The sequence below is a fragment of the Pseudobdellovibrionaceae bacterium genome (genome assembly GCA_019637875.1).
In the GTDB taxonomy this organism is placed as follows: domain Bacteria; phylum Bdellovibrionota; class Bdellovibrionia; order Bdellovibrionales; family Bdellovibrionaceae; genus JAHBUW01.
In genome coordinates, this window is record JAHBUW010000005.1 from 98,596 (window position 1) to 124,680 (window position 26,085).

General features: G+C 58.3%; 24 protein-coding genes and 1 riboswitch. Of the genes, 9 read left to right on the plus strand and 15 right to left on the minus strand.

What is annotated here, in order from left to right:
- Positions 1-193 precede the first annotated feature (193 nt).
- Entirely contained in the window at positions 194-1,276 is a 1,083-nt protein-coding gene (locus KF767_08120; GenBank protein ID MBX3017839.1) for an HNH endonuclease, read from the plus strand.
- A 109-nt stretch (positions 1,277-1,385) separates the two neighbouring features.
- On the opposite strand, the gene KF767_08125 is transcribed toward KF767_08120, so the two are convergent.
- Together KF767_08125 and KF767_08130 are read right to left on the minus strand one after the other, a co-directional pair.
- Positions 1,386-2,981: a leucyl aminopeptidase family protein gene (locus KF767_08125; protein MBX3017840.1), complete on the minus strand. Its 1,596-nt coding sequence runs from the start codon at positions 2,979-2,981 to the stop codon at positions 1,386-1,388.
- Between the two features lie 12 nt (positions 2,982-2,993).
- Complete coding sequence (locus KF767_08130; GenBank protein MBX3017841.1) at positions 2,994-3,869, minus strand: peptidase; 876 nt, start codon at positions 3,867-3,869, stop codon at positions 2,994-2,996.
- A 283-nt stretch (positions 3,870-4,152) separates the two neighbouring features.
- Between KF767_08130 and KF767_08135 the strand changes: the two genes are divergently transcribed.
- A complete protein-coding gene (locus tag KF767_08135; protein MBX3017842.1) occupies positions 4,153-4,440 on the plus strand; it encodes a hypothetical protein in 288 nt (95 codons plus the stop codon).
- Positions 4,441-4,489: 49 nt separating this feature from the next.
- Here the strand turns inward: KF767_08135 and KF767_08140 are convergent, their stop codons facing one another.
- Positions 4,490-5,614 carry an alpha/beta hydrolase gene (locus tag KF767_08140; protein ID MBX3017843.1) on the minus strand — a complete coding sequence of 375 codons (1,125 nt, stop codon included), beginning with the start codon at positions 5,612-5,614 and terminating at the stop codon, positions 4,490-4,492.
- 156 nt (positions 5,615-5,770) lie between these two features.
- Here KF767_08140 and KF767_08145 point away from each other — a divergent pair, with 156 nt between their 5' ends.
- On the plus strand, positions 5,771-6,097 hold the full coding sequence (locus KF767_08145) for a hypothetical protein (protein MBX3017844.1): 327 nt from the start codon (positions 5,771-5,773) through the stop codon (positions 6,095-6,097).
- A gap of 60 nt (positions 6,098-6,157) precedes the next feature.
- Entirely contained in the window at positions 6,158-7,624 is a 1,467-nt protein-coding gene (locus KF767_08150; GenBank protein MBX3017845.1) for an Hsp20 family protein, read from the plus strand.
- Positions 7,625-7,691: 67 nt separating this feature from the next.
- Here KF767_08150 and KF767_08155 read toward each other — a convergent pair whose 3' ends face one another.
- From KF767_08155 to KF767_08170, 4 genes are all read right to left on the minus strand, one after another.
- The gene (locus KF767_08155) at positions 7,692-7,928 is read right to left on the minus strand and encodes a hypothetical protein (GenBank protein ID MBX3017846.1); all 237 of its coding nucleotides are present in this window, start codon (positions 7,926-7,928) and stop codon (positions 7,692-7,694) included.
- A gap of 467 nt (positions 7,929-8,395) precedes the next feature.
- Complete coding sequence (locus tag KF767_08160) at positions 8,396-9,040, minus strand: matrixin family metalloprotease (GenBank protein MBX3017847.1); 645 nt, start codon at positions 9,038-9,040, stop codon at positions 8,396-8,398.
- A gap of 612 nt (positions 9,041-9,652) precedes the next feature.
- Positions 9,653-10,357, minus strand: coding sequence for a response regulator transcription factor (locus KF767_08165; GenBank protein MBX3017848.1), 705 nt, complete (start codon positions 10,355-10,357; stop codon positions 9,653-9,655).
- 212 nt (positions 10,358-10,569) lie between these two features.
- The gene (locus KF767_08170) at positions 10,570-11,472 is read right to left on the minus strand and encodes an Hsp33 family molecular chaperone HslO (GenBank protein MBX3017849.1); all 903 of its coding nucleotides are present in this window, start codon (positions 11,470-11,472) and stop codon (positions 10,570-10,572) included.
- Between the two features lie 65 nt (positions 11,473-11,537).
- On the opposite strand from KF767_08170, the gene KF767_08175 reads away from it, so the two are divergent.
- From KF767_08175 to thiD, 5 genes are all read left to right on the plus strand, one after another.
- Positions 11,538-12,029 (plus strand): histidine phosphatase family protein, encoded by a 492-nt coding sequence (locus KF767_08175; protein MBX3017850.1) that lies wholly within the window; start codon positions 11,538-11,540, stop codon positions 12,027-12,029.
- Complete coding sequence (locus tag KF767_08180) at positions 12,026-12,655, plus strand: fumarylacetoacetate hydrolase family protein (protein MBX3017851.1); 630 nt, start codon at positions 12,026-12,028, stop codon at positions 12,653-12,655. The genes KF767_08175 and KF767_08180 overlap by 4 nt, the downstream gene beginning before the upstream one ends.
- Positions 12,656-12,784: 129 nt before the next feature.
- A complete protein-coding gene (gene pruA, locus KF767_08185) occupies positions 12,785-15,709 on the plus strand; it encodes an L-glutamate gamma-semialdehyde dehydrogenase (protein MBX3017852.1) in 2,925 nt (974 codons plus the stop codon).
- A 6-nt stretch (positions 15,710-15,715) separates the two neighbouring features.
- Positions 15,716-15,838: riboswitch (TPP riboswitch) on the plus strand.
- Positions 15,831-16,694: a hydroxyethylthiazole kinase gene (gene thiM / locus KF767_08190; protein ID MBX3017853.1), complete on the plus strand. Its 864-nt coding sequence runs from the start codon at positions 15,831-15,833 to the stop codon at positions 16,692-16,694. It overlaps the preceding riboswitch by 8 nt.
- Positions 16,691-18,214 carry a bifunctional hydroxymethylpyrimidine kinase/phosphomethylpyrimidine kinase gene (gene thiD, locus KF767_08195; GenBank protein ID MBX3017854.1) on the plus strand — a complete coding sequence of 508 codons (1,524 nt, stop codon included), beginning with the start codon at positions 16,691-16,693 and terminating at the stop codon, positions 18,212-18,214. Before thiM ends, thiD begins: the two co-directional genes overlap by 4 nt.
- Here the strand turns inward: thiD and KF767_08200 are convergent.
- The 8 genes from KF767_08200 to KF767_08235 all read right to left on the minus strand — a co-directional run bounded on the left by KF767_08200 (position 18,144) and on the right by KF767_08235 (position 26,083).
- Positions 18,144-19,106, minus strand: a complete 963-nt coding sequence (locus KF767_08200; protein ID MBX3017855.1) for a rhomboid family intramembrane serine protease — start codon at positions 19,104-19,106, stop codon at positions 18,144-18,146. The two genes, thiD and KF767_08200, sit on opposite strands and share 71 nt — an antisense overlap.
- A complete protein-coding gene (locus KF767_08205; protein MBX3017856.1) occupies positions 19,103-20,938 on the minus strand; it encodes an RDD family protein in 1,836 nt (611 codons plus the stop codon). The genes KF767_08200 and KF767_08205 overlap by 4 nt, the downstream gene beginning before the upstream one ends.
- Positions 20,939-20,989: 51 nt before the next feature.
- On the minus strand, positions 20,990-21,655 hold the full coding sequence (locus KF767_08210; protein MBX3017857.1) for a hypothetical protein: 666 nt from the start codon (positions 21,653-21,655) through the stop codon (positions 20,990-20,992).
- Between the two features lie 295 nt (positions 21,656-21,950).
- Positions 21,951-22,655, minus strand: coding sequence for a hypothetical protein (locus KF767_08215; GenBank protein MBX3017858.1), 705 nt, complete (start codon positions 22,653-22,655; stop codon positions 21,951-21,953).
- A gap of 8 nt (positions 22,656-22,663) precedes the next feature.
- Positions 22,664-23,812 (minus strand): ATP-binding protein, encoded by a 1,149-nt coding sequence (locus KF767_08220; protein MBX3017859.1) that lies wholly within the window; start codon positions 23,810-23,812, stop codon positions 22,664-22,666.
- A gap of 162 nt (positions 23,813-23,974) precedes the next feature.
- The gene (locus tag KF767_08225) at positions 23,975-24,406 is read right to left on the minus strand and encodes a hypothetical protein (GenBank protein ID MBX3017860.1); all 432 of its coding nucleotides are present in this window, start codon (positions 24,404-24,406) and stop codon (positions 23,975-23,977) included.
- Positions 24,407-24,553: 147 nt separating this feature from the next.
- Positions 24,554-25,315, minus strand: coding sequence for a phosphatase PAP2 family protein (locus KF767_08230; protein MBX3017861.1), 762 nt, complete (start codon positions 25,313-25,315; stop codon positions 24,554-24,556).
- Positions 25,316-25,567: 252 nt separating this feature from the next.
- Positions 25,568-26,083 (minus strand): hypothetical protein, encoded by a 516-nt coding sequence (locus tag KF767_08235; protein MBX3017862.1) that lies wholly within the window; start codon positions 26,081-26,083, stop codon positions 25,568-25,570.
- Between the last annotated feature and the right edge of the window lie 2 nt (positions 26,084-26,085).

Genomic DNA, 26,085 nt, shown 5'->3' on the forward strand with positions numbered 1-26,085 from the left:
CGGGGCTGCTGCAAGCTTTGCCTTCTAAACTCGCGATCCTTCGCCAGCGGCGAAGCGGAATCTCTCCCGAAGCCAAAGAAGAGGTTTGAAGCGTATTTGCTGGCGGCCTCCGAACCGCATCTCCATTCGGAAAAAGATCCAAAATCCGGTTTTGAAAACCCATGATAAGGTCCTCGTCAGATGGAGGTCCGTCATGACGCTCGAAACTCTCTCGAATGAAAACCTGCTCGCGCGCTTCGCGAAACTCGTTCGCACGGAGCGGAAGATCACGCATTTGGTTTTGGAGTGTATCGCTGAAGTGGACCGACGCCGGCTGTATTTGGAAAGAGCTTATCCGTCCCTTTTTGAGTACCTTACCCAGGTTCACGGTTATTCCGCCGGGGCGGCACAACGACGCATCAGTGCGGCGAGGCTCTTACGGGAAGTTCCCGAAGTCGCGGCGAAGATCGAGGAAGGAAAACTGAACCTCTCCCAGATCGCGCTCGTCACTCAAAACATCAAACTGGCGGAAAAAGAATTCGGCGCCAAGATGGAGGCCGAAGATAAGCTCCTGCTCCTCAAAAAGATCGAGTCGTGCAGCTTCGCGGAGACACAGCAGATTTTGGCCCAAGAGCTGAAAGTTGAAGTGCCTGCCACGGAACGTACTCAACACCATGGCGACGGTTCGGTGACACTCACCCTGACTCTGACCAAAGAGGAGTATGAAAGTTGGTGTCGTGTGGGAGAACTCGTCTCCCATGCCGTTCCGAATCGAAAGCACGCGGACTTGGCCATTTATCTTGCGCGCAAAGAGATCTCCCGCCGCACCGAGATCAAACGCGCCTCGCCGCAACGCAAATACTCGAGCAATCCCCGCCAAATCGCGCCGAATCTGCGGAAGCGAATTCTCGTTGGATCCGGATTCGTCCCCGGACATCGGAAATACGCACTCCTTGAAAAAGGAAAGAACCGCGAAAATTGCGATTCAGATTCTACATCTGGGAAAGACGACTCGAAGTCCACTTCAGATCGTAAACCTGGGAAAGACTCCTTGAAGCCCATTTCAGGTTCGACCCCTCTGAAAAAAGCCTCGCTATCCACTTCCGATTCGGAAGTACGCCCGCGCGGTTGCGGCTATGTGGACCCCCTCACCGGCAAAGGCTGCGGTTCACGGCACTTCCTGCAGATCGATCACATCCACCCGCTTCACGCCGGCGGCGGGAACGCGCCCGAAAACCTGCGCGCCCTGTGTTCGGCGCACAACCGTGACCGAAATCGCATCAAAGAAAAGTCCTGATCGGAGTGACGAATCGAATTCCACACGAGGGCGCACGAGCCGCCCCCGTGCATGCGTCGGCAGCGAAGCCGTGACTATATCTGCCGACGACGGAACCGCGCGCGTGCACCTAACGGCGGTTCTCGAGGAAACTCACGATCGTCTGCACGCCCTGACCGTTCCCGCCCGCGAAGCCGAGCGCGCCCGTCGCTTTGTCGTTCCAACCGTAGATGTCCAGATGCGCCCAAGGTTTATTGCGCACGAAGCGCTCCAGGAAAAGCGCCGCCGTGATCGCGCCGCCGAAACCGTCCACCGCGTTCACCATGTCGGCGAAGGGCGAAGCGAAGGTCGCCGTATAACGCGACAGCATCGGCATCCGCCAGCTGAGTTCGCCCGCGTCGGTCCCCGCTTTTTCCAAGGCCGAGCTGAGGCGATCGTCGTTCGAGAAAAGACCCGCGATCTCGGCGCCGAGCGCCACTTTGATCGCGCCCGTCAAGGTCGCCAGATCGATCACGAGCTCGGGTTCGTCCGCGCCGGTCTTCGTGACCGCGACGTCCAAAACGTCCGCCAAAACCAAACGCCCTTCGGCGTCCGTATTGTGAATTTCGACCGACTTCCCGTTCCGCGAAACCAAGACGTCGGAGGGACGGAAGCTCGCGCCGTCGACCGAGTTTTCGGCGAGCGCGAGATAGAAATCGAGCGGCTGCGGGTGGCGCGTTTCGCTCGCCCACCACGCCAGCGCGAACACCGCGGCCGAGCCGCCCATGTCTTTTTTCATCAGGCGCATGCCTGCCGAGGGTTTGATGTCCACGCCGCCCGTATCGAAGGTCACGCCCTTCCCGACTAGCGCTACGGGACGCGCCGTCTTCTTGGCGCCCGTCGGACGGTATTTGATGTGCACCATCCGCGGCGGAGTCGGCGACCCTGCGCCCACGCCCAAATGCAGATTCATGTTTTCGCTCGCCAGGCGTTTTTCATCCCAGACTTCGACCTTCACGCCGGGACGACCGGCGAAAATCTCGGTCGCCGCTTTCGCGAGCGTGACGGGATTCGCCACGTTCGGCGGCAGGTTCACGAGGTGGCGCGCGAAATTCGTCGCGGTGCCGAGCGCGCGCGCACGCGCCAGAAGCGCCGCGAGCTTCGCGGGTTTCGCGCCCGCGCCTTGTGCCTGCACGCGGATTCGCGGCGACCAAGAACCCATCGACCAAACCTCATCGGTTTTCTTCGCGCCCTTTTTCGCACCCGCATTCGCGTTGCCGGAAAAGGCCTCGGCCTTGAATTGATAAGCGGCCATTTCCATACCCAGGAAAAGCCCGGTCCAAGCTTCATCGTCCAGCCCGTGCCCGATGAGTTCGATCTCGTCGTGGGTGGACGCTTTCAGTAGATTGAAAAGCGCACCGCCCTGCTCGCGGAACCAGGCCTTCGTGGAGTCCTCGAGTTTCCCGCCATGCGAGAAAGGGCCCTTCAGCGGAAGACGGCGCAGGAAAAAGCGCGGTCCGCGCGGCGTGCTCGAGGTCAGCAGATCTTTGTTCGCGACGACCGCGGTGGTGACCTGCCAGCCTTCCAGTTCGACGGAGAGCGCCTCGGCCCACTGCTTGGGCGTGGGTTTATTCATGACGTAGACTTTCGCGGAGACGCCGCCCTCCTCTTTGCGCGAAGTGCGCGCACTGGCAGAGGACAATTGGACATTGGCGGCCAACAGCGAACGGGGGATCTGGATTTTCATTTTCAAAAACCTCTAGTGACTGGATTCCTGGGTGACTTCCTCGGCCTGCAGATTCTCGCCGTGGCGGTAACGATCCACCAACGTAAGATCCGAAGTCGGGAACGAAAACAAAAGGGAGTGAACTTTCGAGGACGGATCCTCTTGGGTCACGGCGATATAGTGCATGTCCCGGATTTCGTGATCCGGAAACTCGCGGATGAAAGTGACGATTTGATTGCCCGTCAGATCGGCGTTCTTCCAGATCTCGTCGGCGTTTTCGATCGTCTCCTCGCGCAGCTCTTCGCCGTACTTTTTGAAGTCGTCTTCGGCGATGTCCTTATCTGCGCGCACCTTCAGCATGGAAATGAAAAGCCCCATGGCGAGGGGATCGCCTTCGCTGAGGGCGTCGCCGTCCAAAGCGCCGAAGCCGACTTCCTCGAAAGCGCGGTCGTAGATCAGCTCGCCCCGGCGGTAGCGGTTAACCAGGTCCAGGTCGGCGGTGACGAAATGCAGAAAAAGGAAGGTGGGCTCATCTTCGCTCGACACGTAGGTGACCGCGACCTGGTAAGCCTCGACCGACTCCAGCGGACGGATGAAGTGGAAAATGGGGAACTCTTTGAAGGTTTGCGGGTCGTGCCAAATCTCTTGGGGCTCTTCCAGCGTGAGGTCCAGTTCGTCCTCGGCATCGATGCCCAGCTCGGTGTCCGCGCTCTCGCCGAGCCACTTTTGGTGATCGGCTTCAATGCGTTCGACTTGAGGCCCGAAAAACTCCAGCATCTCTTTTTCGTTTTTGAAAACGTAGCCGGCCTGGCGGTCGATCACGATTTCCGTGGAGCGAGTTTTGCGGGGACGGATCTTTTTCTTTTTGCGGGCCCGGGATGTGGACGGTCGAGTCGATTTTGTCGCCATTGATTTCACAATCGGTCTTCACCTCGACCACGGCAACACTTTTCCTCGCGCGGGCGCGGGGCATGATGGGGTTCGTCAAGGACTCGGCCGTCCGCATTTAGCACTTGCAAATCTTAACGTGAAATCTCACCCTTGAATTGTGGCGTTGGTCTCATTGGCATAATTCGCAAGGAGGCGATGCATGTCGGAAGCGAACTCGAATTCCAATTCAAGTTCTAGTTCTGATTCGAGCTCCAGCTCCCCCACTTCTTTGAAGGACGTCAAAGAAAAGGGGCTGCAAAAAATGGAGGCTTTGCTGCGGCAAAGCGCCATGGGCATTCACATCCTCTTCGACAACGAGACCATCTCGAAGTCGCTCAAACGTAAGCCCCGCGACGACCGCGAGCTTCTCGATTTCGAGAAGATGAAACGTATCCAAGAGATCATGACCGAGCTGATCACCAAAGGGACCTACTACGAGAAGGTCGACTACCTTCAAGAGCTCGATCAAGACTCCTTCGACATGCTGGTGCGCACCTATATCCACATCGTCGAGAATAACGTTCGCCAGGCGAGCGAACACACACACTAAAATTTTTCTGAAATGAAGATCGAACGCCGGAGCCCCCTCCGGCGTTTTTTTATGGCCCGAGCAGTCCGGACAAGTCCGCCGCGACCGTCGACTCCGGAAGCTCTCGCAGCGCATTCGTTACGCGTAAGGCTTCGGTGGCCGACAGCCAACGGATCTCGGCGGGATTCACCCGGGGATCGATAACGCCGACGCGCAGGCCGGGTTCCGCGTCATGCATCGCCAGCTCGCGGATGGCGGTGTGGTAAGCGGCGGGTTGAGAATCCGGAACGTTGTGTTCGGCACCACGAACCAGGATCAAACGCACCGGCACCCGTTTCGCCGCGGTCACCGCCGCTTCGACCTGCCCGCTGAGCGCCACCTTGGACTCTTTTTCCGCAAGGACAAAATCCACCGGCCCTTCAGTCTTCGCCATCGCGTCGACCAAGTTGAAATCCTCGGTCGAGCGGCTCAGTCGCATGTAACTTTCGATGACGAGCTGCCGATCCGTGCCTTTCCCGTAAGCATCGGGGTTCGCACGTAGATTCGCGTTCACGATGCCCGACCAAAACGAGCGGTAGTTGGAGTCGCGATTGGAGCGGATCAGACTCGACCCCATGAAGGGATTCATCCCCATCAGCATTTCCCAATGGCGTAGCGCCGCCGCGGCGGCCGGATCGCTATCCGAGGCTTTCACCAACGGGGCGACAAAAATCCTTCGGCCCCCCATATTCGCCAGAACGACCGAACTGTAGCTCAGCGAAATCGCGACCGCCGGCTCCGCGCCAAGCTCATTCACCAATCGCTGCGTTTCGCGGGCGTAACCGGGCCCCAAGGGATCGACGCGCGTGGCACGCCCCTCGGCGCCTTCAAGCCCTTTGAGGGACTCCCAGTGATCGCTCGTGGTCGTGCGCAAAGAACCAAAACCCTCTTTCAAAAGGGCCTGCACGGCGGGATCTTTTTGCTCCATCCCACGGAAAATTCCCGGCAGAAAAACGAGCGTGGGGTGATCGGCTTTGACGGGCCGGACAAACTCAAACGAGACGGTCTTTTCCCCACTGAGCTTCAGGAAGCTTTCGCCCGCCTTCACACGCACGTTTTCCAGACCCACCTGAAAGCAGGCCTTCTGGGCCCAGGCGCCCGAAGCGCCGACGAGCACCAAAAGACAGGTCGTCGAAAAAAGGACGTGGATCTTCATATCTCGAGTCATTGCAAGCCCGGGAGCAGGTGGCGACGAGCGTGGTGGATCCGGCGTGTTTCAAATTGAGACCGCGCCGCTTTCGGACACCGACCGTCGGCTTTCCAACGCCCGCGCCCCCTTCAGTCCCGACCAAGGTCGACCGATAGCTCCTCCATGATCTTGCGGACTTTCGTTTTTCTGGTCGTCAGCTACTTCGCCTTTTCGGCCTTCGCCGAGTACCGGGCGTTCGAGCTGCGCATCGAAAAGACCGCGAATCCCGAAGAGTACCGCACGGTCATCTCGAACCTCGACCCGGTCCAGTACCGGGGCTACTACTTCGTGCAGAACGACGAGCGCGTCCTCTACACGAACACCTGGATGTGCCACGGCCGCACCGGCAATTACCGTAAGATCTGCGACCCGCCGCCCGCACGGGAACCCGCGACCGAAGCGGAAAATCCCGCGGACCCGACCTCCGTCGAAAAAACCCTGACTCCGTAAAGTCCCGGACCCCTTCCCCGCCGCCACTCTTGGTAAACTGAGAGCTACTGGAGGCCATGGATGGGCGACCGGCGCGTGGGTCTTCGCGAGCAGAACGCACAGGACATCAGCGATCTGCAAGCGCACTACAAAAAGAAAAAGCGCGATCTCGTCGAGCAAAAGGAGAAGGAAATCTCCGCGACGAAAGAGTACTACAATGAACGCGTCGACAACGCCGAACGCCAAGGCTCCGCCGCGGTCAACCACATCAAAAAACAGAATCGCCATGAGCAGCAGGCCCTCAACGACCGCTTGGCCGACATCCGTGAAGAGGGCGACCGCAACATGCGCACGCTCGTCAAACAAGAGCAGCACAAACGCGAAAAAATCGCCGGCGACACCGACCGCGCCGCGCGTGAACTGAACGAAAACCGCAAGGAAGCCGAGCGCAAAGCGCAGGACGACATGATCGCCTTCAGCGAGAAGTCGCGCGACAAACGCACGAAGCTGATCGAAAAATCGCGCGTGGAACTGCAGGACATGCAGGATCGCTACAACAAAGAACTCAAACACCGCCAGGAAACGCGGACCTCCGCCATCGAACAAGAGAAAGCCCGCGGCACCCAAGATCTGAACCGCGTGCGCAACGAATTCGACGCGGCCTACACGCGCGAAAAAGAGTCCGGCGAATCCCGCCTGCGCATGGTGCAAGACCGCTCACGCGAAGAACTCGAACGCCAGAACATGATCCACGACAACAAGATCATGAAGGCCCGCGACGAAAACGACGTCCGCCTGGCCCGCGAACAAGAGCGCGGCGAATCCCAACGCGCGAAAATCGCGAACGCGTACCAGCGCCAGGTCGAGCAGACCTCGAATTTGGGCGAACGGCGCGTGAAAGAAGTGGAAGACAAGCACGACCGCATCGAAAAACGCCAGATGAGTGAACACACCCGTGTTCTCGATAAGGATCAACAGCAGTTCGAAGCGCGCCGCGAGGACATGCATACCAGCTACCGCAACGAGCGCGAGCGCAGCACCGAAGCCTACCGCAAGGATCTGAAGCGCCAACGCGAACACTTCGATTCGTCCTACCTGAAAAACCAAGAGGCGAATCAAACCTCGCTGACGAACCAGAAAGAAAACTACTTCAAACAGCTCGAAGGTCTGAAGAAAGACATCGCCGCGAAGGTCGAAAACTACGCGAACAAATCCGACGACCCCTTCTACAAAGTGAAGGACCTGGGCACCCGTTTCGTGGAAACGCCCACCAGCTACATCCTGCGCACGCAAGTTCCCGAGCACGAGGTGCAGAACGTGAAAGTGCGCGTGAAGGACGACCAGGCCATCATCACGGGCATGCGGCAGTTCCAGGACCGAGTGGAAGAAGAGGGACGCATTCGCAGCGCCAGCTCGAGCGAAAGCTTCAAAGAGATTTATAAACTCGAGCAGCCCGTCGCCATCCGCGCCGTGAAGCAAGAGCGCGACGGCGACACCCTCACCGTCACCATCCCGAAGATCGGGATGGGTTTTAACATCAAAGGCTAAGTGAAAATAAAAAAGCCCGCGCACGGCGGGCTTTTTCTTCGATCATGTCTTCGCGGATGAACGCGAATTAGATCTTCATCAGATACTTCACTTCACGCACCATGAAACGCAGGCGCGCTTGAAGCTCTTCCAGGTGAGCGAGGTTCGCTTCCACCGACTCCAAAAGGTTCACTTCGCGTACGGGAATATCGGCCAACTCATGATACGCCTGCGTGGAGGCCCAAGCGACGTCTCCCGCGCCCAGGCGCGAAGTCGAAGTGCTGTCCACCATCTGCAGGTTCGTCGTTCCGATGTCTTGCTTCATTCGTTCTCCCGTCATCCAACCAAGTTTTCGCCAAGCTCACTCAAGTTCCAGATCCGCGCATCCCGTCGGGTCCGTACTTTCGTATTTCTTTCAATGTTCGGGCCACAATCTGTCAGCCCAAGGGTCCTCGAAAAGTCGAGGGTCCAGTTCCACTTTCCCTCTTAAAACGGCCTCATTTCCTCAGGATCCGCCGTTCGTCCCAGTGGACTTGGCACAAGCTTTCTCCCGAGCCCCGAATCGGCAATTTCCGTCGTTCGGTGCCGCATTTCGCGGGCTTCTTTCGATTCTCAATGTGGTTGCGTTCGCCACGACATCAAGTCTAGGTACGCTGCTTTTTCGATCACAACTGAAATTACCTGACATAGAAAAAACACACTGCGACTGGAGTTCGGCTTCAGCCACCGAGCTTTTGCTCTGGGATTTCAGAGTAGGTGAGTCTTTTCAAGGGAATGTCAGGGCTCGGTCGATCAATATTCGCAGCGAACGGCGGTCAGATCGGCTTCCGAGATGGAACTTCGCACGGTGTTACTCGACAGATAGGTCCCCATCACACTGGCGACTTGATCCTGATGTTTGAGTCCCAGAACGTGTCCGAACTCGTGGATCAGCAGGCTCGCCATGTGGACGCCACGACCGCTCTCGGACTCATTGACGTAGAAGCTGAAGTCTTTCGCGTTCAAGCGAATATCCGCTTCGCGGATCTGATCACCGACCCAGTAGACCGACGTGCGGGCCTGCTCCTGCGACTTTCCCTCTTCCCAGGTGCTCAGGTAGTAGATCGTGTTCACGCCGTCCTGACGGGGCTGATTCGGGCCACGGGCGCCCCAGCTGACGACCTCGAACAGCTTCTTGCCGGTCGCCGACTCCCAACCGCGCAGGGTTTCTTCAATGGCGGGGTAGTATTCGGCGGGGACGCTTTCGTGGATTTGGAGCTGGATGGGGAGTTTGCCCTTCCACGAGATCCGCTCGCCATAGACGTTCTGGACGAAGCCACAGGCCTCCTGGGCGCTGTACTGGGGCTGAAGGCCACCAAAGAACTTCTGCGGGGCGCAGGCGCTCAGCGCCAGCACACAGCCCGACAGGAATCCCAGCAGTGCCCATTTCAACTTCATGACCAACAACCTCTTGTCCCAATGACTGACAACGTCTTGTCTTTGGTCTTAGGCAAAAGGCTGTCCAGATTCGCGGATTTTTAACCCCCGGATTTTAGACGAGAATTCCCTTTATGCCCGGGAATTCTGCCCCAGGGCCACTGCCTAAATTCGAGACGTCAGATTTCGAGACAGCTTCCGACACAAGGCTAAATTATTAGAATATCTAGATTTTTTAGGTGTCATCGCTCAGAACATGGGCAAGGGCTGCCCCTGGACGTCATGGTGTCAAAGAGTTTGGCACGTCGGTTGCTCTAGTAGCTGTCAACGATCCGGGCTCACCCACAATCGTGGAATCCTCGAGCCTACTATCCTACCAAAACATCCTACCTAGCACTGGAGCGGAGACGGAGAACACCTCCCTCCCTCCAGCCTGCCTTTTTTCTGCGTGGATCTGGCGCAACTGAGGCTCACCCGAATTCCAGCTATTCGGGCTTCTGGTAGTCACTTTGTCTCTCGACTGGACCTAATACCTGCTATGCCGACACCACCCCTAAACAGGGGGTCGCCGCGGAAATAAAAAAAGCCGGCATGACGCCGGCTTTCCAAATCTTGAAACTTCCTTGAGCCCAATTACGGAGTCAGACGGTAGCCGACACCCCGAACGGTCTCGATGGCATCACCCATCGCCTCGAGCTTCTTGCGAAGCGAAGCCATGTGAACGTCGATGGTCCGATCGGTGACGTTCAAGTTTCCAAGGGCGCGCTCGCGCAGGCGATCGCGGCTCAGCACTTGCCCCGCCTGCTTCAACAGCTCCACCAGGATTTTGAATTCGGTGAGCGTGAGCGGAACCTCTTTGCCGTTCATGACCACGCGATGAGCGATCAAATCGACTTGGAGATCTTTGACAACGATGTTGCGTTGCTGGCTGCGGTGAGTGGCGTGCGAGCGACGAACCAGCGCTTGGATGCGCGCGATCACTTCGCGGATGCTGAAAGGCTTCGTGACGTAGTCGTCGGCGCCCGCTCCGAAAGAGACGACTTTTTCGCCCTCGCTGTCGAGACCCGTCACCATCATCACGGGAATTTCCGAGTAAGCGACGTTGGTGCGAAGATCTTGAATCAACTCGCGCCCCGAACGGCCGGGCATCATCTGGTCCATCAGGATCACGTCGGGTTTGAACTGTTCGATCGTTTCGAACATCGCATCCCCGGAAGAAATCCCTTCGACCTTCATGCCGTTGTCGACAAGTTGAGACAAAAGGAATTCGCGGATATCCGATTCGTCTTCAACGACTAAGACTCGAAGTGCGGGTGCGACTGGTACGCCGTATGACATTGCTAAATTCATCCTACATCTCTTGGCTCAGGTTTGCGCTCAAACTTAATGGGTCGCGTCCACTGAGCAAGTAAAGTTTCGGTTCAGGAATGGCACCACTCTCTGGCTTCAGAACTCTTAACTCAGTCGAGCTCAAAAGCCAGCGCTTTCATTCTAGCATTTCAGTTGAAAACTACTGAGTGTCGTCTCGGAATGGAACAGTCAACGCGGGCTTAGTGCATCGAATTCTTGCGGAGGTCGTCCCGAATCTCTCTCAGATCATCCACGCTGATTTCATATCCGCGACCGCAGACCTGGCAGGTGATTTTACTGGAGTGATCCTCGTCGATCATCTGCTGTAGCTCCGAGGGGCCCAGCGTCGTGAGCGCGCGCCGGACGCGGTCGTACGTGCAGGGGCAGAAGTAACGCACCTCGTGCTCATGGGGGACTTCCGAGAACGGAATTCCGTCGAAGAACGGACGAATCAGATCCTGACAATTCGCACCGTCGAACAGGCGCTGCGACACCGCCGTAGCGGGCCCTTGGGCGTTCCGCTGCAGCTGATCCGCGACTTCATCTTCGACGCCGGGCATGACCTCAATGAGAATGCCGCCCGCCGATTTCACCAAGCCTTGCGCATCGAGATAAACCCCGACGCTCACGATCGAGCGAATCTGATGGGACTGATGCAGATAGTGAGCGATATCGTCGCCGATCTCACCCGTCACCATTTCGACCGTCCCCTGAAAGGGTTGCCGCTGAAACGGCTGATGGCGCGCGACCGTCAGCTGACCGAACCCCAAGGCCTTCCCCAGGTTCAGCACGTCGGCTTCGTTGTTCGCGAGGTAATCCGGATAGGGACAATAGCCGCGCACTTCGCCCTCGAAGGTGGCTTCCGCGTACAGACTTTTGAGCGGACCGTTCCCCTTGAACAGAAGCCCCACTTGCTGCTTTTCCTTCAGCTGACTCGCCATCAAAAGCGCGCCGACCATCGCCCGTCCGACACCCAAGGTGGCGAGGGGATGGGTGTTCTGAAGGCTTTGCATTTCACGAACGACCGCCGTCGCGTCGACGGCGGCGGCGCGGACCGTGAGGTCCTTTGACACAAAGCGATGGACGCGGGACTTTTCCGTCATGAGGCGATGAAATTCTCAAGCCGAGCTTTTTTTGTCAAGCGGACCTCGCTACCATGGGGACCACGATGAGCGTCTACCTGTTTCGCCACGGCGACCGTACCTCCCGCACTCCCGACGCCGAACCGGAACTCTCGGGCACGGGCCTTTTACAGGCCGATCATCTGCGCGCCTGGGTGGCGCGCGGAACGCTCCCCGCCCCGACTCGCCTTTGGGTTTCCCCGCGTCACCGAGCGCAGCAGACCTTCACTCCGCTCGCCGAGAGTTTGGGCATTTCACTCGAGGTGCTCCCCGAACTCGATGAGCGCACGCCACGTGAAAGCGCGGTGCGTTTTCGTGAACGCGTCAACCATCTGCTGGATCGGGCGCGCGCGGTGAATGGGATGCTTTTTCTGTGCTCGCATTTCGACTGGCTCGAAGAGGCGATCACCCTGATTCCGGCGGACGAGGACCTCGCCGCGAACGCGGGCCCCCTCTGGGCGCCGGGCTCTTTCGTGGGTTTCGATACCGAAGACGATCTCTGGCACGTGCGCCAGAAAGGACAACTGCAAACATGGTGATCCGCAATATTTGGTGCGTCGGCCGCAACTACCGCGACCACGCCAAAGAGATGAACGCCGCCGTTCCCTCCACGCCCATGATCTTCCTGAAAGCGGGCAGCTCCGCGAGTGTGAACTCCACCGACATCATCCTCCCGTTTTGGGCCGAAGAGATTCACCACGAAGTCGAGATCGCGCTGAAGCTGAGCCCCTACTTGCACGTCGTCGAAGCGGCCGTCGCTTTGGATTTGACCGAGCGCAAAGCCCAGGCCGCGGCGAAGGCGAAAGGCGAACCCTGGACGCTGTCGAAATCCTTCGACGGGGCCTGCGCGGTTTCGGCGTTTTTCATGGTCAAAAAATTCGAGGACCTCGCCGACAAAAAGCTCCGCCTGTGGGTGAACGACGAACTCAAACAAGAGGGCACGACCGCGGACATGATCTTCGGCTTCGCCGAGATCGTCGAACACGTGAAGACCTACTTCCCCATCTGCGCCGGTGACCTGATCTTAACGGGAACCCCGGCCGGCGTCGGCCCGCTCAAGGACGGCGACACCGTGCGCGCCGAATTCGAGGGGGAAATCACGCACATTTGGAAAGTTCGACAGGACAAAAAACCCGAGGACAAGCAGACGCCCTACCAGCTTTAACTCGACGCAGCATTCGCTTGAGTTTCGACTCCACCCGAGTGATGATCCGCCCGCTTCAAACCAGCGAGGTCATTTGTGTCGGTCGATCCGTCCCCGGTTCGTGCTAAAGGCGAAGAGATTCTGAAACGCATGGAGGCCCAGAGCAAGGTCTCCTACTTCTCGAAAGATTACTGGTACGGCTCGATCATGGATTGGTCCATGAAGAACGAGCAGTTCAAGACGCAGATGTTCCGCTTCGTGGACGTCCTGCCTTACTTGAACTCCGGCTCCGAGGTCGCGCGCCACTTGAAAGAGTACTTCGCGGACGCGGGCGAAAAACTTCCGCCCGTCTTCAACGTGGGACTCGGCATGGGTTCGCTCGCTCCGGGACTCATGGCCGGCGCGATCCGCAAGAACGTCACCTCCATGGCGAAGATGTTCATCACCGGCGAAAATCCCGCCGAGGCTTTGACGGTTTTGAAAAAGACCCGCAAGCAGCGCCTGGCCTTCACCGTGGATCTCTTGGGTGAGGCGACCCTCTCGGAAAAAGAAGCCCTCGAGTACCAAGCGAAGTATCTCGAGATGATCGACGGTCTCGCGAATGACGCCGCGAAGTGGGAAGAAGTTCCGCTCCTGGATCGCGATCACGAGGGCGCAATCCCCAAAGTGAACGTCTCGGTGAAGATGACCGCGCTCTACTCGCAGATCAACGACATGGCCTGGGACGACACCAAGACGCGCCTGAAAGAACGCCTGCGCCCGATCTACCGCAAAGCCATGGAGCGCGGCGTGTTCCTGACTTTGGACATGGAACATTACGGCGTGAAGGACCTGACCCTCGAGGTCTTCCGCGACATCGTCATGGAGCCCGAGTTCCGCACCTACAAATTCTTCGGCTGCGTGATCCAGTGTTATCTGCGCGACTCGCTCGCGGATTGCCGCAAAGTCATCGCGTGGTCGCGCGAGCGCGGCGCACCCCTGAACATCCGTTTGGTCAAAGGCGCATACTGGGATTCCGAAACCATCGAGGCCGAGCAGAAGCGTTGGCCCATCCCCGTTTACCTCAACAAAGCCGAATCCGACGCGAACTACGAAGACTGCACGGAAGAGCTCTTGAAAGCGTTCCCCACCGTGCGCGTGGCCTTCGGCTCGCACAACGTGCGCTCGGTGGCGTTCGCATTGGTCACCGCCGAAAAGCTGGGCATCCCCCAAGCCCGGGTCGCGATCCAAATGCTGTACGGGATGGCCGACCCCGTGAAGAAGTCGCTGGCCGACATGGGTTACCGCGTGCGCGAATACGCACCCGTCGGTGAACTGATCCCCGGCATGGCGTACCTGGTCCGCCGTCTGCTCGAAAACACCTCGAACGAATCCTGGCTGCGCGGAAAATTCGCGGACGGGATCTCCACCGAAAAACTCCTGCGCGATCCCAAAGACGGTCTTATCCGCACGTCGAGCGAGCTGAAGACCGGCGATCGTTTCGAAAACGAAGCGCTTTTGGATTTCGCGGTGAAAGAAAATCGCCTGGCGGTCGAGGGAGCGCTGAAAGAGCTGCGCCGTCAGCTGCCGCTCCAGTGCCCCATCGTCATCAACGGCCAAGAGATCCGCACCCAAGACGCGATCACGCGCGAAAACCCCGCGCACCCCGCGGAAGTCATCGGCCACGTGCAGATGGCCTCGACCGCCGAGGCCGAGCTCGCGATGAAAGCCGCGAAAGAGGCCTTCCCCGCGTGGCGCAAAGTGCCCGCCGTCGAGCGCGCCGCCTTGGTCGACAAACTCGCCGACCTGATGCTGCGTGACCGCATGGCGCTGATCGCGCGCCAGGTTCTGGAAGTGGGTAAGCCCTGGGCCGAAGCAGACGGCGATGTCTGCGAAGCCATCGACTTCTGCCGTTACTACGCGCGCGATATGCGTAAACTCGCCGGTGGCGACAGGGTGGCTGGGCTGGCCGGAGGCCAGCGTGTCGGACACGCCTTGGGTGAAGTTTCGATCTATCACTACGAACCGCGCGGCGTTTCGCTGGTGATCGCGCCCTGGAACTTCCCGTTCGCGATCCTCGCGGGCATGGTCGCGGGCGCGCTCGTGACCGGGAACACCGTCGTCATGAAACCCGCCGAGCAGTCCTCGCTTGTCGCGCAGGATCTGATCCGTTTGTTGAAAGAAGCGGGCTTCCCCCCGGGCGTGGCGCACTTCCTGCCCGGCATCGGCGAAACCGTCGGCGAATACCTCGTGAATCACAAAGACGTTTCGACCATCGCGTTCACCGGCTCGAAGGCCGTGGGCCTGCACATCCTGCAGCGCGCGGCGGTCGTGCATCCCGGACAAGAGCACGTCAAACGTTGCATCATCGAGATGGGCGGCAAGAACGCGGTCATCGTGGACTCGGACGCGGATCTGGACGAAGCGGTCGACGCGATCTTGTATTCGGCGTTCGGCTTCGCGGGGCAGAAGTGCTCGGCGGCGTCGCGCGTGATCGTCCTGGAAGAGAACTACGACAAATTCGAATCGCGTCTGATCGAAGCGGCGAAATCGCTGCACGTCGGTCCCGCCGAAGATCCGAAAAGCTACTTCGGCCCCGTCGTCGACAGCGTCGCGCAGCTGCGCATCCTGCAGACCATCGAGAAAGCCAAAAAAGAACATACGCTTTTGTTCGAAGGCGAAGTGCAACCGGTGGGTTACTTCGTGCCCCCGACGATCTTCGGGAACGTCGCGCCCGATTCGGACCTCGCGCAGAAAGAAATCTTCGGCCCGGTCGTCGCGCTCATCCGCGCGAAGGATCTGGATCACGCGCTCGAGATCGCGAACGGCACCGAATACGGACTCACCGGTGGTCTTTATTCGCGTAGCCCCGCGAACATCGAACGCGTGCGCCGCGACTACCAGGTCGGCAACTTGTACATCAACCGCGGGATCACGGGCGCCATGGTCGACCGTCATCCCTTCGGTGGATTCAAGATGTCGGGCCTGGGTTCGAAAACCGGCGGTCCTGATTATCTGAAAGGTTTCATGGAGCCGCGCGTGGTGACCGAGAATACGGTCCGACGTGGTTTTGCGCCGGCCGAGGCTGGCGAATAAAATTTTGTTTTCTGACAGGGGAGCTCCACGGAGCTGAGAGGCGGACTTCAAGTTCGCGACCCTTGGGTTCACCTGAACCCTTCACTTGATCCGGTTCGTACCGGCGGAAGGAGTCGACTCGATGTCTTGGACAGCATCTTCATTCACGGAGGACTTGGCCTCCCAAACTTCGGACGCGCTCGCGCGCGTTCGTGAACGAAAACCCCTTATCCACTGCGTGACCAATCAGGTCGTGATGAACTTCACGGCGAACACGCTCTATGCTTTGGGGGCGTCGCCTTTGATGTCCCACGCCCCCGAAGAGGCGGAGGAGCTCGCCCGCCTGCGCGCGGGTCTCCTCATCAATATCGGAACGTTAACCGCGCCGTGGCTCGACGACGTTCGCCGCATCCTGGCCGCCGAGGTCGCGATGGGTTCACGGCGCGCCGTCCTTGATCCCGTCGGCGCGGGCGCGACGCATTTTCGCACCGAAGCCGCACTTGAACTTTTGGCGACGGGCGCTTTCCGTGTCCTGCGCGGGAACGCCTTCGAGATTCTGTCTCTCGGCGGTGAAAGCGCGCGCGGCCAAGGCGTCGAAAGTTTCGAAGAGTCCGACGCCGCACTTCACGCGGCCCGCACGCTCGCGCAAAAACACGCCCTCGTCGTCGCGGTCAGCGGCGCCGTGGATCTCGTCACCGACGGCGAGCGCGTCGTGGAACTGCGTAATGGTCACCCCTACTTCACGAAAGTCACCGGCGCGGGCTGCGCGCTGAATGCGGTCATCGCCGCCATGACGAGCGTGACCGACGACCCCTTACTGGCGACCGCCCAGGCTCTCGCCGCCTTCAACATCGCGGGGGAAATCGCGGCGCGGAATTCCGCGGGCCCCGGCTCGTTCGCGATGAGCTTCTTGGACGCGCTCGCGAATCTGAATCCAAGCGACATCACCTCCTGCCTGCGGGTCGAAATGACCTCCGGCAACGTCCAAAGCGAGGTCTTGCCATGAACCGCAGCTTCGATCCCCGCCTGTACTTCGTCCACGATCACGGCTTCAATCCCTCTCATGCGATCTTAGCGGCCGCCCTCCGTGGCGGCGTGCGGATGGTGCAGCTGCGCGCGAAGGCATTGCCCTCCGAGGAGTTTCGCGCCTGGGCGGCACCAGCGATCGCGCTCTGTCGCCAAGCGCGCGCGACCGTGCTCATCAATGACAATGTGGAGCTCGCGTTACTCCTGGGCGCGGATGGCGCCCACGTCGGGCAACGAGACCTCTCCGCACGCGAAGCGCGAGCACGCCTCGGAGACAAAGCGATCATCGGACTGAGCCTCGAGTCGACGTCACAGATCGACCATCCAGACGTCGAGTGCGCGGACTATGTGGCGGCGAGCGGCGTTTTCCCGACGACCACGAAAACCGATCTGCCTTCGGATTTGGGTTTAGTGGGCGTACGCGAACTTCGCGCTCGGACCGCGAAGCCGCTCGTCGCGATCGGCGGCATCCATGCGGGAAATGCCCGCGCGGTGTTTTCGGCGGGCGCGGACGGCATCGCGATCATCAGCGCTATCGCGGGCGCCGACGATCCCCAACTCGCCGCCGCAGAGATCGCGGGCCTCGCGCGTAAAGCCGTGGTCGACTGCGCGCTTCTGAGTCGCTCACCCGTCACCGCGCGCGCGGGCCTCCGCTGGCAAGACCCGCGCGCTTTGACCATCGCAGGCTCGGACTCGGGCGGCGGCGCGGGCATTCAGGCGGATCTCAAAACGATGACCAGCCTCGGCGTTTTCGGAATGTCGGCGTTGACCGCGCTCACCGCGCAGAACACGACGGGCGTGCAGTCCGTCCACGACGTCGCGCCGGAATTTTTGCGTGCGCAGATCGCGTCAGTCCTCGGTGACTTGGGCGCCGACGCGGTGAAGATCGGTATGCTCCACCGGCGCGAAGTGATTCGCGCGATCCGCGATGAGCTCGCGGAGTTCCCGCAAATCCCCGTGGTCCTCGATCCGGTGATGGTCGCCAAAGGGGGCCACCGTTTGATCGAGCCCGACGCCATCTCCGCGCTCATCGAAATTCTGTTCCCGCAGGTGGATCTGATCACGCCGAACCTCAGCGAGGCCGAAGCGCTGCTCGAGGTCGCGGGCAGCGGCGCTCAACCGACGGTTCGCGGGGGCGTGGATCTTTCGCGCGCCTCGCGCGAAGACCTGCGCGGGGCCGCCTTGCGACTTTTGGAGTTGGGGCCCGAAGCGGTGCTGCTGAAGGGCGGTCATCATGAGTCCCCGCTCGCCGCGGATCTTCTCGTCGCGCGGGACGGGACGGAACAGTGGTTCGAATCCGCGCGCGTCGAGACCCCGAACCTGCACGGCACGGGCTGCACGCTCTCGAGCGCCATCGCCTCGTTCACGGCGCGCGGCTATCCGCTGGTGACGGCGGTCGCGAAGGCCAAGGATTATGTGACGGAGGGAATCAGATCAGGCTCTCGTTTTCGGTGGGGCCAAGGTCAGGGCCCGATCGATCATATTCACCTTCACCGATGAAACGACGGTGCGCGATGGCGACGGCGGCGCCGAAGAGGGCTCCGCCCACGTGCGCGGTCGTCGCGACCGTTTGACCGATGAGCTGCGCGGGCGACGGGATGAATTCGGTCACGAAGTTCACCAGATCCGGCAAAAGGCAAAGCGGTAAGATCCACCATTTCGACAGATAGATCTCGCCGTAGAAACCTTGAAACGGCGAGAAGAAGAAATAGTAGCGCACGTTCTTGCGCGGCTCGTACACGAGGTAGAACGCGATCAGCGCGGTCACCGCCGCGCTCGCCCCCACCATCGGGAGCGCCGAGGGTGCGTCGAGCTTCATCGAAAAATACGCGCCGAAAATTCCGCCCAGAAGGCTGACGAGCAGCACGGTCAGCGAGCCCGCGAGCCTTTCGATCGCGATTCCGAACAGCAGCAGGAAGACCATATTCGACAAAAGATGGATCGGCGTCGCGTGCATGAACTGGTACGTAATCCAGGTCAGCGGCTTTTGCACGGCGACCGCGGGATCGCGCGGCAGACCGAACTTCGTGACGGCGCGGGCGCCCGTCTGATCGCGCAGCTTCGAGACCTCGGCGCGCCAGTTTTTGATTTCGTCGGCGTCACCGCGAAACGGGAACTCGGGCACCGCGGTCACGAAGCCCGGATCGCGCATGGCCTTCCCGCCCCAGAGCACCAGCTCGTGGGGTTCGGGCAGGTCCTTCATTCCCAGGTACTGACGGTAGTAAACGCCCGTGCGTTGCAGATTGCGCACCTCGAAGAAACTTTCCTTCGCGGTGGGCGCGGGACGCGGATCCGAAGTGATGAAGTAAAACCCCATATTCAGAAAGATCAGCGTCCACGTGAGGGGCGCGACCGCGAAATCCCGAAGTCCCGCCAGGAAAGGAACGATCATTCTTCACGTCCCTCGGCGTTCGCGGGCACGTGATTTTTATCCGCGTGCGCGGGCGCACGGCTTTTGGGTTTGTCGTTGAGTTCTTCCACCGGCTTGAGTTGCGGACCGTCTTTGGCCAGACCGCGGGGCTCTTGCAAAGGCGAATCACTCGTGTGGTCGAACGCTTGGTACGCGAGCCACCAGTCCGGCGCGTTTCTTTGACCGCGCTGGAACTCCAGCGCCAACTCGTCGCCGGCGTTTTTCTTGTCGCGGCTCAGCCACCACAGAAGATAAGGACGCGCCCAATGGTCTTGCGCGACCGACTTCAAAGTTTTGAGGCTGGCCTTCTTCGGTTCGAGGGCCCAGTGGGTTTCCTCGTCCGCCGCCAAACGCGCTTTCGCCTGGGTTTCCACGACGACGTCTTTGCGGTTGTGGCAACGGGACTCGAGCTGAAAGGTCATCGCGATGTCCGGAGTCCACGCCTCGCCGCCCGCCGTCTCAAGTTCGGTGCGCAGCGCGCGGCAGATCGTGGGGCTTTCACCGCCGATGCCGCAGGTTTTCGTGATCGCCGAAAAACACGCCCACGCCATGGTGCGGAAGCGGCGCGACTCGGTCCATGCGGGCGCAAGCAGGGTCATCCCCTCGCGGAACTCGCTGTCCGCGCCTTTCAGCGCGAGCGCTTTCAGGCTCATCTCTTGAACGTAGTCGGCCAGCTCCAGCGGCCAGGGGTTTTTCACCGCGACCTTGCCGATCTCGTCGAAGTCCCCGCGTTGGAAGGCTTGTTTCAATTGGATGATCTGACCGGTCCAGGTGCGATCAGTGATCTCGGTTTGCGCGTCACCTTGATAGTAGCGCGCAAGTTCGCAGCGGAGCTCTTCATCCGCAGTCTTCGCCGAGGCCAGACCGCGCCCCGCAGGCGCCGCCGTCTCGTCGGGGGCTTCCGTTAACGCCGGGCAGGCCTGCGCGAATTGGTTCGCGGTTTCTTCATCGGTCGTTTTCGAGTCCGGTTTCGCGGCCAAAGCGCCACGGATCAGGTGGGCCCAGGCTTGCGTCTCTTCGGCTTGCGTCCAGATGGCGAAGTCGGCTTCGTTCTCTAGGCATTCGCGCTCGGCTTTTCCGGCTTCGAACTGCGCGAGCATGAAGTCCAGGCGCGCCTGCGCCGTGGTCATGCCCGAGTGCGCGGGGATTTTGGTTTTCGTCTCGCAGAGGTAGGCGTTCTTTTCGAGTTCGCCGCGCTTGAGCGCGCCGAGTTTCACTTGGTGTCGGAGCTGCGTGAGTCCCGCGAAGGCGAAGACGAACAGCGACAGTCCGAAACCCCAGTACAGATTGCGGAAGAAACGCGACTCGAGCGCGTGGGGCGCTTCAAATTTCTGCTCTTTGCGGGTGATGACCCGGCTCTCGGCCAGACGGTCATGCCAAGGACGACGCTCGGGATGCGAAACGACTTCCAGGCAGGGAATCGCGAAACACAGAATTTCGAAGATTTGCGCGCAGGCGCGGGTGAAACTTTGGCCGAGCGTCAGGCGCCCGCCGTTCACGTGCACGACCTCCAAAAGGAAGACTTTCTTTCCGGGCGTCGCGCCCCACCGCCAAACGCAGAGAGTCTGCACGACGAGCACGAAAACGAGCGCCGTGAAAAGACCGAAACCGAAGAACATCAGGGCTTCGGTGGATCCGGGGCTCAGGCTTTGGTGATAGTGGAAGTCGCGCCAAAAGGGTTTGCCGATCAGGAGCGCGGCGGGCGACCACAAACAGAGGTCGAAGCCGAACGCGAGAAGGCGATCAACCAACGGAGCGCCACGCTCCGCGAGCGCGGCGGGATTCTTGAAATCGGTGCGGGAATCAGTGCTCATCAAGAGTCTTGTCGGACTCTTGATGTCTCGTTTGGAGTCGAGATTCGGGCTTTATTCGGCCGTCTGAATCGCGAGGCCCAGGAAGTGGCCTTCGCTATCGTATTTCATCTCGGCGCGACCGACCAGCTGTTGGTCCTGGCCGATGAGCTGCCAGCTTTGTTTGCCGTCAGCTTGGTAAGCCAGTTTCGCTTGAGCGTAATCGACTTTCATCAGCGAGCGGTACTTCATCAAGAAGGCCTGCGCGTCGCTCAAGTGGATCGGCTGATCGGTGATTTCCGCCGAATCGATGTATTCGATCTCGGTCACTTTGGTGTCATCGACCGATTGGATCGAACGGATGCGGTATTTGCCCGCGAGCGGACCGTAACGGAGGTCGTCCATCAAAGTCACTTTTTGCGAAACCGAAGCGGGCTGGCGATCGGTCTTCTCTTTACCCAGACGCTGCGCCAATTGATGTTCCCACTCGAGATCACGGAAGACATTCACGGGTTGCGCGCTCGCGATGGCGCGATTCAGGGCGTCCAAACGATCGGGACCCTGCATATTGGTCGTCACATAGTGAGGACGCTCTTGGCGCATCATCTGTTCGTTGGCGAACACCGCAACCAAGATCAACGAGAAGAGCGACAGCGAAAGGAACAGGCGTTGCCCTTCGAGCTTTTTAAGAGCCCAGGCACCTTTATTCTTTTCGACGTATGACGTTTTCTCAGTTTTCATTTTCATATCCTCGCTGGCGTTTTCCTTTAACAGAGCGAAGCCTGTGCCAGCCCCAAACTCTCTAAAACGCATCGGCCAAACACCCGCGCCACTTTTGCGCCCGACACCCGTTCACGGGTTCGACAGTGCCTCGACAACGCCTCAGATTGATTCACAATTCTTTCACCGCGCGCGGACGCTGTGCTACGAGATTCATTATCATCCTTCAGCACATTTTTTGATACGGGATCATTGTCGAGGTCGCCTATCTGGCTCAAACCCAATACGGATCAAGATCATTTAGACTTTTAGTGATCTAACTCAGATATTCCTGAAGCTTCGTAAAAAGGACATCTGCATCTTCAAATTTCTGGTGGAAGTTCAAATACATCTCAGCGTAGTCTAGGCGCTCCACTGTGTCTTCGACTTGGTTCTTACGCTTGCGGTAAGCTCGTCCCACTTTGGAATAGACAATGTGGAGGCTATCCGCTGGCCCCGGAAGATTCCTTAAGTCAAAAGTCTTGGGATCTACACCCAAGGCACCTCGAACTACGTGGTCTGTAAGCCTAGAATCTAACCTACCGAAGTGAGAGTGTTCAGCGATGAACCAAGCCTCAATTTCCATCACGCCTAAAATAAACACTGGTTCAACAGGCTTGGTTTTGATGCGAAACATCAAGCCTGTCCGAAGTTTAGGAATATCTACAAGAGAGAACTGCGGGAAAACATCTCTCACTCCAAAAATTAGTCCGTATCCCGATTTAACCAAGCTGTCGTAATTGTCACGAACGTCCGAGGCGACTCGATTATCAGCACCAGAGTCAAAAATGGAAACGAACACTTCCGCTTCAGAGTTTTCATACCGGCCGACAAATGATCGAACTCTAGGGCTCGCATCAGAACCACCGCTAAGTTTATAATTATTAATTTGAATTCTATTTTTTCCGGCGATCTCTATAAGCAATCGATGAAAAAATATCTGCTCAGTTTGGCCTTCTACGAAGATTGCAATCTTCTTCATTTGAAGGCCTACTCTTTGGAGCTTTCCCAAATGAAATCACTAGCTAGAAAATCGAAATTATTCAGGCCAGTAAATTTGAATTCGTCGAATTTCTCTTTGGAATTAGAGTAGTTGTACACATTGCAAATATGACCTTTACGATCAAGAACCGTCCATGACTCGAGGGGAACTTTGTTCATAACAAAACGATCATTCGATGCCATGATTAGCTGCATCGATGTGTTCGAGCATTTGGCTAGCAGCAGCTCGATTAGTTTACAAGATCGATCGAAATCCAGCCCCTCTCCGATGTCGTCAATGATTACGCAACTAGGCTGATAAGCAAAGTCAGAATAAACAAGTTGAATGACTAGTGAAAGCGCTCTGAACATACCGTTCGATATATGAGCTTGCTGTATCGGCTGCGGAAGATCTTTTTCTTTCACCCAGATCCAAGAAGGGCGGCCGCTTACTTCAGGGAAGTTGATTCCAGCCGGTGCATCAATACTAACATTCTCAAGTTCATATCCAAGTGAGTTAAACTCAGAAATTACACGATTCTTAAATACGTCTCCAAACTGAGTGACACCTGCTTGGAAAATTCCGACTACGCGTCTGGTATCCTTTGGAGCATCGAACTTGGAAATTACGCTAGGAGAGTCTCCTTGGCTAATAGCCACCAAATCTTTTCCTAGGTTTCCACTGAACTCAAAATAATAAAGCGATGCGCCCCATTGATGAAGAATTTCGAAGAAGGGATGGTTGATCTGATCACGTCTTCCAACGGCAGCTAATTGCGTTTCTGGCGCCTGGAAAGCAATCATCTTTCCTACGGTCTGCGAGAATACTTGACCGATACCGCCGGCGCCTCGGTCAAGAAGGACTGCCCCATTTTTAATGAACTTTTCAATGACGACAGCATTATTAACTATGCTCAAGATGTAACGATAGCTATCGCTGCCGTCTGAAAATTCAGCGTCGTAGTGACCTGAACTCCATTGGAGCTCAAGTTGTGCGCCCAGTAGTTTACCGAGCCCAGTAATTACATTGAGTGTTCTAGTCTTACCTTTGGCATTCTTTCCGACGACTAAGTTTACTTGTCCAAGGCTTAACCCTTGAAGCTCCCAAGCATAACCAGTACCCTCAAGTTCCGAATAGGACAGCGACTTTAGAAACATGCCGCTTTTTCTCCTTACGACTTACTTCGGTCAAATGTTTAAGTATATGATTCACAACGATTTCCTTGGGAACAACAAATAAAAACGCCCGGGATGTAAACCGGGCGTTTCCATACCCGAGCCGACTTTCGCCCGGGTTCTTAGTTTCAATAGAGGATCGGATTAAGCAGCGCGCTTCTTCCGAGCGACCGAGGGGTCGATCTGGTACTGCTTCACTTTGCGGTACAGAGTCGCGCGGCCGATGCCGAGGGCCTTTGCCGCTTCGGTGAGGTTTCCGCGGAATTGGAGGATCGCGTTTTCGATCGCTTTCGACTCCAGCTCTTCCATGGTTGCCACTTTACCGCTGTCCGAAGTGTTGGTCGAAGCCACACCGGGGAAGGGCAAGACATTCGAACGCTCGAGGGGATTCAGACCACCCGACAGCGAGGGAACGCCAGCGACCATTTGGTTGCGGAAAACGGGGTTTTCCAGACCTTCACGCCATTGGCCGGGCGAGTAGGTATAGCAAGTCATGCCTTGCGACGAGCAGAAAGTTTTAACGCGTTCGCCGCCATCCATCTCATCACTGATTACGTATACAATCGTACGGCCCATTCGGATATTTCCCCCTTCGGAAATTTTGTGGTTCAAAACAATAAGCCCGTCGGCTCACACTGAACCTATCGGCGCACCATTGTGAGAATTGAGAGCAAGCAAAAAATAAATTTTCCCGAAGTGAGACGCGAACTCTTGGTCAGCCGTCTAGAATTCAGACAGCAGGTTCAATAAAAACGTCTCATTCCCGAAGCTTGGGATGAGCTGAATGTGAGACGCCGAAGGGGGGAGAAGCCCCCCCTGAGACACCGAAACTGGACGATCGTTCGGTGAAATTTCGGTGAAAGCGGCGTACGCATAACCCATCCAGACCCCGACTCCCGCCCCGGCGAGCGTATCGCTGAACCAGTGTTTGTCGTCGGCAAGACGAGACAGCGCCACGCCGGACGCCACTATATAAGAGGGAACGCCCACCTTCCACCCGTACGCGAAGTGCAGCGACGACGCCGTCGCGAACGCGGTGGAGGTATGACCCGAAGGCCACGACTGCCGGTTCTGACTCGTGCCGGGACGTTTGCGCCCGGCGACCGTCTTCAGCGCGTAAGTCCACACGCCCGCCCCCGCCCAGGCTTTGAGGTGCGCCTCGCCGTTCGCGCGATCGAATTGATACTGCGTGAGCCCGATCAGCAACCCCGGCACCCCGGTCCCCAGCAGATCCCCGACATGGGAGGTGTCCGGATGCATGCGCTGGTGATTCACCCAAGCGTCGCGCACGCCCTCGTCGCCCTTGTAGGCAAGCCCGCTCACCGCGAACCCCGTCAGCACGATCTTCGCGGAGGTCGCATTGAAGCTGCGACCGAACCACTCCTCTTTCGTTTCGGGATATTTCGGAATGTAGTCGGTGTAAGCGGCGCCAGCCGGAAGCGCGATCGTCAGAGCGAGCGTCAGGACCGCGAGTCCCCGCCCCATTCGCGAAACGTCCGCGCCACGGACGAAGACGGACTTCCGAAGCGGAAGTAAATATCGGCGGCGGAGGAACTTCCGAAGGGGAAGAAAGAAGAGCGGGAGCGACATCTCCCCCACTCTCCAAATTTAGCGGGCCTGAGGCAAACAAAACTCGCAGACGCGGTGACCGATGGTCCCCCAAGACCCCGTAAAAACAAAAACGCCCCCGTCTCCGGAGGCGTCCTTTGCTTTCTCAAATCTCAGGCGGACCGCAAATTAACGACGACCCGACTTAATCTTGAGTTGCAGCTTCGAGATGAGGTGCACGGCCATCTTCTCTTGCACTTTGCACATCTTCAGCTCGTCCTTGCGGTACGAACGTTGGCTGGGCGTGAGGGTGCCGGTCTCGAGTTCCATTTCGTAATCGAGTTTCGAAGAGCGGATGCCTTCGAGCTCTTTGGTCTGTTGCTTGAAGAGCTTCGAAACCTGGCTCAAGGGGCCGACTTCGATCCACTCTTCTTTACCGCGGTACCAGCTGACCATACGGAGGAAGCGCGCTTTGTTTTTTGCCAGAGTGAACTTCGGATAACGGGCCTCTTCCAGATCGAGGATGTTCTCGATCTCGTCCAGGTTCACGTCGTCTTCGGTGTCTTCGAGCATCCCGCTGGCGGCGAGCTTCTCCATCTCCTCCAACGCGGCCTGCTCTTCGCGCATGGCTGCGTCGCGAGCTTCTTTGTCCAAATCGTCAGAGTCGTTGTCGACATTATCGAAGTTTTCAACGTCGGTGATCATGG